The sequence below is a fragment of the Shigella sp. FC1544 genome, from assembly GCF_001722145.1.
Classification (GTDB): domain Bacteria; phylum Pseudomonadota; class Gammaproteobacteria; order Enterobacterales; family Enterobacteriaceae; genus Escherichia; species Escherichia coli.
Genome location: NZ_MECT01000081.1, coordinates 1 through 8,111, shown reverse-complemented (window position 1 = coordinate 8,111; position 8,111 = coordinate 1). Strand labels below are relative to the sequence as shown.

The window sequence follows — 8,111 nt, the reverse complement described above, 5'->3', positions numbered from 1 at the left end:
CGAAGGGGCGATTGCCCGGCAGCATGATGTCCAGGCGATTCACAATCTGGTGAAGAGGTTCTTTACGCTCAAGCGCCATGCCAACAATACACCAGACCATCATTTCGAGGGGAAGACGGCGCTTGCGTAGCGTTACAGTACCTGATTCGGCAAGGCAACGAGAGATGAGTTCGGGGTCGAGGTAATCCCCCAGAGAAGTCAGTGGGTTACGCAGAGAATCGTAACGGGATACCAGATCAAGAGCCTGTCCAATGTGCATAAAAAAATCCGGAAACAAGTGAGCGTTTCCGGATTCTTACACAGCCACTGGATCGGTCAACTGATCCTTAACTGATCGGCATTACCCCGGCGGCCTAATTTTCCTTATGAATTTAAAATCGCCTTAGTGGAGCAGTCACTGCAGCCCGGAGCCTGTGTGGCGCAGATCGCCCGTGAAAACGGAATCAACGATAACCTGCTCTTCAACTGGCGCCATCAATACCGGAAAGGTGGCCTGCTGCCTTCCGGAAAAATATGCCTGCACTGCTTCCCGTGACGTTAACGCCGGAGCCGGATAATAAAATCCCGGCTCCGGCACAGGAACCAGAGCAGATAAATACACCGTCCGACAGTCTGTGCTGTGAGCTGGTTCTGCCGGCCGGAACTCTCAGGCTTAAAGGTAAACTGACGCCGGCGTTATTACAGATACTTATCCGCGAAATAAAAGGGAGCAGCCACTGATGATATCTTTCCCTGCAGGTTCGCGTATCTGGCTGGTTGCAGGTATCACCGATATGCGAAATGGCTTTAACGGCCTGGCCTCAAAAGTTCAGAACGTCCTGAAGGATGACCCGTTCTCCGGGCATCTGTTCATCTTCCGCGGACGCCGGGGTGACCAGATAAAAGTGTTGTGGGCTGACAGTGACGGACTGTGCCTCTTTACCAGACGCCTGGAGCGGGGCCGCTTCGTCTGGCCGGTCACCCGTGACGGCAAGGTGCACCTTACTCCGGCCCAGTTATCCATGCTTCTTGAGGGCATCGACTGGAAACACCCGAAACGAACGGAACGCGCTGGCATCCGCATATAACCCGTTGTAAAGTGAGGATATGGACACCTCACTTGCTCATGAGAATGCCCGCCTGCGGGCACTGTTGCAGACGCAACAGGACACCATCCGCCAGATGGCGAAATACAACCGCCTGCTCTCACAGCGGGTGGCGGCTTATGCTTCCGAAATCAACCGGCTGAAGGCGCTGGTTGCGAAACTGCAGCGCATGCAGTTCGGTAAAAGCTCAGAAAAACTTCGCGCAAAAACCGAACGGCAGATACTGGAAGCACAGGAGCGAATCAGCGCACTTCAGGAAGAAATGGCGGAAACGCTGGGTGAGCAATATGACCCGGTACTGCCATCTCCCCTGCGCCAGTCTTCAGCCCGTAAACCGTTACCTGCCTCACTTCCCCGTGAAACCCGGGTCATCCGTCCGGAAGAGGAATGCTGCCCGGCCTGTGGTGGCGAACTCAGTTCTCTGGGATGTGATGTGTCAGAGCAGCTGGAGCTTATCAGCAGCGCCTTTAAGGTTATCGAAACACAACGTCCGAAACTGGCCTGTTGCCGGTGTGACCATATCGTGCAGGCACCGGTGCCTTCAAACCCCATTGCACGCAGTTATGCCGGAGCGGGGCTTCTGGCCCATGTTGTCGCTGGAAAATATGCAGACTATCTGCCGTTATACCGCCAGTCAGAAATATACCGTCGTCAGGGCGTGGAGCTGAGCCGTGCCACACTGGGGCGCTGGGCAGGTGCTGTTGCTGAACTGCTGGAACCGCTGTATGACATCCTGCGCCAGTATGTGCTGATGCCCGGTAAAGTCCATGCCGATGATATCCCCGTTCCGGTCCAGGAGCCGGGCAGCGGTAAAACAAGGACTGCCCGGCTGTGGGTCTACGTTCGTGATGACCGTAACGCCGGTTCGGAAATGCCTCCGGCGGTCTGGTTCGCGTACTCACCGGACCGGAAAGGTATCCATCCACAGAATCATCTGGCCGGTTACAGCGGAGTGCTTCAGGCCGATGCTTACGGTGGTTACCGGGCGTTGTACGAATCCGGCAGAATAACGGAAGCCCTGCTGCGTATCGGTGAACTGTATGCCATCGAGGCAGAAGTCCGGGGATGTTCAGCAGAACAGCGTCTGGCGGCAAGAAAAGCCAGAGCCGCGCCACTGATGCAGTCACTGTATGATTGGATACAGCAACAGATGAAAATTCATTCGCTGAAAATGGAATGTCTCCACGGAGAACACTATTATCCATCGGGAAATAGTGCGGGCAACAGTGTTTAGTTATATCGAGTGCGATTACAATCGCTGGCGACGGCACCGTTGGTGTGGTGGTCTCAGTCCGGAACAATTTGAAAACCAGAGCCTCACTTACGACTGTGTCCATATTATGTGGGTAGGATCAATAAAGACGTTTTATATGTGTCTGCTTGCAGCCAGAAAATTTATACCCTGCAGGTATCATAAACATGCTTGACAACTTAATTAGGGCCCCCTCTTCCTTTTATGGTGTAATTGTTTGATTGAATACTTCCGGGGATTTCAGTATGAAATGAAGTATATTTAATATACTTTACAAAAAGTTTGTATTAGTGGAATAAGAACAATAGTTTATCCAAACTGCCAAGCCCCTTTATTATAAGTAAGATCTGGCACTGGAATATTCTCAAAAGGACTAACATCATCACCACGACCTTCAACCAACCATAAAAAACAATACTATTTTAGGTGATGTATTAAATTAGTAGAATATTTATTCTTCTATAAAAGCACTACCCCAAGAGGTTAATCAGGTCATCCATGATTATTTATCATATACTAACTATGTGGGATTTCAACGTGAAAACTTATTTTCACTATAATCTTCAGGATTCGAAGATCATAGGAGCCTGTACATAAGTTTGTATAATTCTCTGATGTTGAACTATTTAATTTGATATCAAATGAAGGTGAATTTATGAATGAAAAACAGTTGACATCTAATAAGTTGCGGGCTTTAGCTAATGAACTAGCCAAAAGTCTCAAAAATCCTGAAGATCTCAGTCAGTTTGATTGGATACTGAAAATGAAACCGTACTCAATGCTAATATGACTCATCATCTTGGGTGCGAGAAAAATCAGCTTAGATCTGGCAGCAATTCCCGCAATGGTTGCTTAACGAAGATTATCACTACTGGAGATGAACCTCTGGAAATCCGTACTCTGCGTGATCGTAATGGCACTTTCGAACCGCAACAGCTGAAGAAAAACCAGCCCTAGATTACTAAATCTGTCGGGCGATGGATTAACTGGTTCAGGCTGTCTGGTGCTGAAGGCCTGAAGTCACTGCTGTCAGTGATGTGGCCGGCTCTTCATGAGACAATAACCCGTAATCATCAGTGCCGTTCAATATGGCCACTGTTGAAAAAAGTTCGTCACTTTATGGAGACGGTTAGCCCACTTCCCGGAGAAAAACATAGTCTGGCCAAAGTGTAGCGGTATTAGGCTCACATATTTAGATGTAGATAAGCCGGAGCTGGCAGTTAAATCTAGGCAGCATCACAGAAATGGACAACGCCCCTTAAGGACTGGCGTATGGCAATGAGCTGCTTTATTATCAAGTTTGGTGATCGCCTTGACGGTCACTTCTGAGTGAAGGCGCTTGCACAGAATGGTAAACGGACTCGATTATTGAATCTTAGGGATAAGATATATCTACGATATGTCAATATACGAAATCGAAAGAATTTATTGGTGAATATAGCCATTCAATGTGGCAATGGTTTTTTTAGATTAGCAATAGACTAATATCTATTACATTACAAAAATAGATTATTGTTTTTTTTAGCAAAAAGGATGAACAAAAATGTCAATAAATAACTATGGATTACATCCAGCAAACAACAAAAATATGCACCTAATAATAGGCAGCAATACTGCTAATGAAAATAAAGGAATGAAACGTAATATCATTAACGTGACAAATACCGCTATATCCCACGCCATCAATGAAGAAAAATCAGGGGGGGGATATAGTGGTGTTTCTTTCAGAAAATTGGCCAAAATACAGAGCATATCCATTCCGACAAAGAATAATAAGGAGTATAACCGCCATAATTTGTTTTCATTGATTTGGCATGGAAATGTCGATGCAGCGCGTAAATACGGTGAATCGCTGTTGGCAGCCGAAATACCCAAAGAGGAAAAACTAGAAGTTCTTGCAGCACGAAATAATGCTGGGGAATCTGCTTTGTTCATAGCTCTTCAAGAAGGTCATTCCGCTGCGATTCAAGCTTATGGAGATTTTATTAAAACTTTTGATTTATCACCAAAAGAAACGATTAAACTATTGGATGTAAGAGATAATGAGGGGTTACCAGGATTATTTCTGGCCGCAGGGAAAGGGAATATCGAGGCTATGATGCATATATAAATATATGCCATCATAGTGGGATAAAACTTACAGAAATAGCAGACAGACTTAACAATAATGAACAAGACATGTTTAATATTATTTCTGACAAAATACAAGAGTTGTTTTAAGTGTGCTAAATAGCTGCAAAGAATTGCACTTAGAAGGATCTCTCCCCGAATTGTGTGATCTGCTTAATTTCTAAAAAGAAACAAACAGTTAACTAGACTGAGCGATACTACCCATAGAACCAGTTTCCCATGACGAACGACACTGGACGCAAAAACAATCATAAAAAACACAATAAATGTAATGAACACATTCCCCCCTATTAAGTAAAGTGCACTGTGATAGGGGAAGGGAAATACAGGAAGGTGTGGAGCCTTGCAGATTTCTGGCATCATAGTGCCCAATACGGAATGCATAAAGCCCCCTCAGACTGGAGACTCCACAAATGAAATATACAGTGTTTAATTACATCAAGTGCGATTACAATCGCTGACGACGGCACAGTTGGTGTGGAGGTCTCAGTCCTGAACAATTTGAAAACCAGAACCTCACTTAAGCCTGTGTTCATATTACGTAGGTAGGATCATACTTTTATAGAAGCTGTCAGTGGCTACGTCCCAGCTAAATCACTTCATGCTCCAGCGCCAGAGAGGCAAGGTTGGGTTTGCTCAGCTGCCGGTTGATTTTGTTGCGATTGAACCGGACAGCGTCCAGGGTGTCGGCAAAAGAGCGAATCTCACCAATCGTTGTTTCATTATCCGCATTAACGATAGCTTCAAGAAACGCCAAGGTTTTATCGAATTCATCAGCAACAGTGGCTCCGGGCATACCGTGACCGTTTATACAAAACGGCGTTTTCAGCGTGGAGTTTTCATGAATAGCCTCAACACGAATGTCGTGAAGCCAGTGATGTATCGGCTACGATCCTCAGCTGATGCCAGACCATAGGACTGACACTACGAACAGCAATTTTAATGACGTAAATCTTCATAACTACAACTAACAGGGCATCATTATGAATGATGCCGGTTATTTTACCGCTGTTGGTCCCTTCATTTAGGGACTGCCCCAAGTTTTTTCATACTCTCTTTCTCAGAGAGTTTAGTCTCTGGGATTCCAGACGGTCCATCATTGAGCCAAGGGAGTAAAGAACTCAAAGCATTTACAGAATTGTTTGAATCAGCTACAATAATGACAATGTTACTATTTTACATGACAAAGTGATTATAATGCTTGGAACATCTTTTAATAATTTTGGAATCAGTTTATCTCACAAAAGATATTTTTCAGGAAAGGTTGATGAGATTATCCGCTGTACAATGGGGAAAAGGATAGTAAAAATATCATCAACCAAAATAAATACTAGTATTTTGAGCTCTGTTTCAGAACAAATCGGTGAAAATATTACAGATTGGAAAAATGATGAAAAAAAAGTCTACGTATCCCGGGTGGTAAACCAATGTATTGATAAGTTTTGTGCAGAACACAGCCGAAAAATCGGCGATAATCTCCGTAAACAGATATTTAAACAGGTTGAGAAAGATTATCACATTTCTCTAGACATCAATGCTGCACAAAGTTCCATAAATCATCTTGTATCAGGAAGCAGTTATTTCAAAAAGAAAATGGACGAACTTTGTGAAGGGATGAATAGAAGCGTTAAAAATGATACAACAAGCAATGTTGCAAATATTATTTCCGATCAGTTTTTTGAGAAAAATGTGCAATATATTGATCTAAAGAAATTACGTGGGAATATGAGTGACTATATTACAAATTTAGAATCACCTTTCTGATGACAGAACATCCCGAGTAAAGAAACTAAGAAAAGTAAATACCCAGGAATTGCCTGAGCGGTGCTATATTTCTCATCGCAAGTAAGTCCTAATATATTGAATTGTTGTATAGCCAGTTTTTGTATTTTCCTAGCTCATGGATGTGGGATCCCTCTCCCCTTTCTCTGCTCAAAGGTAAGCGGCTCGTCAGAATCATATTGATATTTACTGAGAAGTCAGATCAACTTTCCAAGGCAACAGATCGCGTACCCGGTTTGCCGGTCAGTCCTGGATATGTTCAATAACGTAACGCAGCCATTTTTCTGGCTCCACATTGTTCTGACGGCATGTGCCGATCAGCGAGAACAACACCGCTGCATGTTCGTCACCGCTGTCGGAACCTGCGAGTCGAGTCAGCCGGAGAGAGTTTCACTCTCCGGCTGCTCACGGAACCGTACGTGACACTCTCGCGTCATACGGCTCTTAATCACTCATTCGATGCACGTAGTAAATACCAGTGAGCAAATTGATCTTACCCAGCAATACGGTCAGTTACCGCGCACATGGCCTGCCTGTGTCAGAAAATCTGCTGGAGCAGGATTTTTACGCCAGTGGTCCGAACCAGAAGTGGGCGGGAGACATCACGTACTTACGTACAGATGAAGGCTGGCTGTATCTGGCTGTGGTCATTGACCTGTGGTCACGTGCCGTTATTGGCTGGTCCATGTCACCACGCCTGACGGCGCAACTGGCCTGCGATGCCCTGCAGATGGCGCTGTGGCGGCGTAAGAGACCCCGGAACGTTATCGTTCACTCGGACCGAGGAAGTCAGTACTGTTCAGCAGATTATCAGGCGCTGCTGAAGTGGCATAATCTGCGTGGCAGTATGAGCGCAAAGGGCTGCTGCTACGATAATGCCTGCGTGGAAAGCTTCTTTCATTCGCTGAAAGTGGAATGTCTCCACGGAGAACACTTTATCAGCCGGGAAATAATGCGGGCAACAGTGTTTAATTATATCGAATGTGATTACAATCGCTGGCGACGGCACAGTTGGTGTGGCGGCCTCAGTCCGGAACAATTTGAAAACCAGAACCTCGCTTAGGCCTGTGTCCATATTACGTGGGTAGGATCATTTACGCCCTGTGGTTGAAACGTGAGCATATTGTTTTCAGATGCTGTTGTCTTGCTTCAGAGTGATCTGTCCTCCGGATTTACGCAAAGTTATCCACAGGCACTGTGCATTTAAAAAACTTATCTTTTCTTCTTGATTTTAAAAACTCAGATCGTCATATCATTATGATAAACATAATAAAAAACTCTAAACATGAGAAGGTTTTTAACGTAAGGTGAGAGGATTTTTAAGTGTATCCATAGATTAAAAATGACAATGCCTCCAATTAGTTGAATTAGGGGTTATAATACCCGCTTTTAAGGTTCTTTCATGGTCACAGTTAACTTTCATTGCCCCCGTTGCCAGTCCGTTCAGGTTTACCGTCACGGGCAGAACCCAAAAGGACATGATCGATTCCGTTGCCGTGACTGTCACCGGGTGTTTCAGCTCACTTACTGTTACGAGGCCCGTAAACCGGGAGTTAAAAACCAAATCACTGAAATGGCTTCAACGGTGCCGGAGTTCGCGATACTGCCCGTACGCTGAAAATCGGCATCAATACCGTCATACGGACATTAAAAAGCTCCCGCCCCGGCGGATAACATCTGCGCCAGTCGCTCACGCTGATGTTGCCCTTATCTGTGAACTTGATGGGCAGTGGAGCTTCGTTGGCAGCAAGGCGCAACAACACTGTCACGAACGGTGCAATAGTGATCCACACCCAACGCCTGAAATCAGATCCAGGGGGTAATCTGCTCTCCTGATTCAGGAGAGCTTATGGTCACTTTTG

Annotated in this window: 4 protein-coding genes and 9 pseudogenes; 11 read left to right on the top strand and 2 right to left on the bottom strand. The window is 45.4% G+C overall.

Going from position 1 to position 8,111, the window contains the following annotated elements; translation table 11 throughout:
* Positions 1 to 277: transposase domain-containing protein (locus BGK49_RS06015; protein ID WP_024249094.1), on the bottom strand; the 277-nt coding region annotated here is incomplete at its 3' end.
* Between the two features lie 66 nt (positions 278 to 343).
* On the opposite strand from BGK49_RS06015, the pseudogene tnpA reads away from it, so the two are divergent.
* The 9 genes and pseudogenes from tnpA to ipgB2 form a co-directional block, all read left to right on the top strand.
* Positions 344 to 720: pseudogene (gene tnpA / locus BGK49_RS06010) on the top strand (IS66-like element accessory protein TnpA); the annotation flags it as partial.
* The gene (gene tnpB / locus BGK49_RS06005; RefSeq protein WP_000622995.1) at positions 720 to 1,067 is read left to right on the top strand and encodes an IS66 family insertion sequence element accessory protein TnpB; all 348 of its coding nucleotides are present in this window, start codon (positions 720 to 722) and stop codon (positions 1,065 to 1,067) included. The pseudogene tnpA and the gene tnpB, both read left to right, overlap by 1 nt.
* Before the next feature lie 19 nt (positions 1,068 to 1,086).
* Positions 1,087 to 2,512: pseudogene (gene tnpC / locus BGK49_RS06000) on the top strand (IS66 family transposase).
* A gap of 480 nt (positions 2,513 to 2,992) precedes the next feature.
* Positions 2,993 to 3,288, top strand: a pseudogene (locus BGK49_RS25580) (transposase); the annotation flags it as partial.
* 84 nt (positions 3,289 to 3,372) lie between these two features.
* Positions 3,373 to 3,510, top strand: a pseudogene (locus tag BGK49_RS29095) (IS630 family transposase); the annotation flags it as partial.
* 370 nt (positions 3,511 to 3,880) lie between these two features.
* Positions 3,881 to 4,557 (top strand): annotated as a pseudogene (gene ospD1, locus BGK49_RS05985) (type 3 secretion system effector/anti-activator OspD1).
* Positions 4,558 to 4,880: 323 nt separating this feature from the next.
* Positions 4,881 to 4,991, top strand: a pseudogene (locus BGK49_RS30050) (IS3 family transposase); the annotation flags it as partial.
* A gap of 77 nt (positions 4,992 to 5,068) precedes the next feature.
* A complete protein-coding gene (locus tag BGK49_RS30335) occupies positions 5,069 to 5,383 on the top strand; it encodes a hypothetical protein (RefSeq protein WP_011114726.1) in 315 nt (104 codons plus the stop codon).
* A gap of 281 nt (positions 5,384 to 5,664) precedes the next feature.
* Positions 5,665 to 6,231: a type III secretion effector IpgB2 gene (ipgB2, locus tag BGK49_RS05975; protein WP_024259653.1), complete on the top strand. Its 567-nt coding sequence runs from the start codon at positions 5,665 to 5,667 to the stop codon at positions 6,229 to 6,231.
* Positions 6,232 to 6,492: 261 nt separating this feature from the next.
* Here ipgB2 and BGK49_RS25565 read toward each other — a convergent pair.
* Positions 6,493 to 6,615, bottom strand: a pseudogene (locus tag BGK49_RS25565) (transposase domain-containing protein); the annotation flags it as partial.
* 142 nt (positions 6,616 to 6,757) lie between these two features.
* Here BGK49_RS25565 and BGK49_RS05970 point away from each other — a divergent pair.
* Together BGK49_RS05970 and BGK49_RS05965 are read left to right on the top strand one after the other, a co-directional pair.
* A pseudogene (locus BGK49_RS05970) lies at positions 6,758 to 7,312 on the top strand (IS3-like element IS3H family transposase); the annotation flags it as partial.
* A 339-nt stretch (positions 7,313 to 7,651) separates the two neighbouring features.
* Positions 7,652 to 8,012: pseudogene (locus BGK49_RS05965) on the top strand (IS1 family transposase); the annotation flags it as partial.
* Between the last annotated feature and the right edge of the window lie 99 nt (positions 8,013 to 8,111).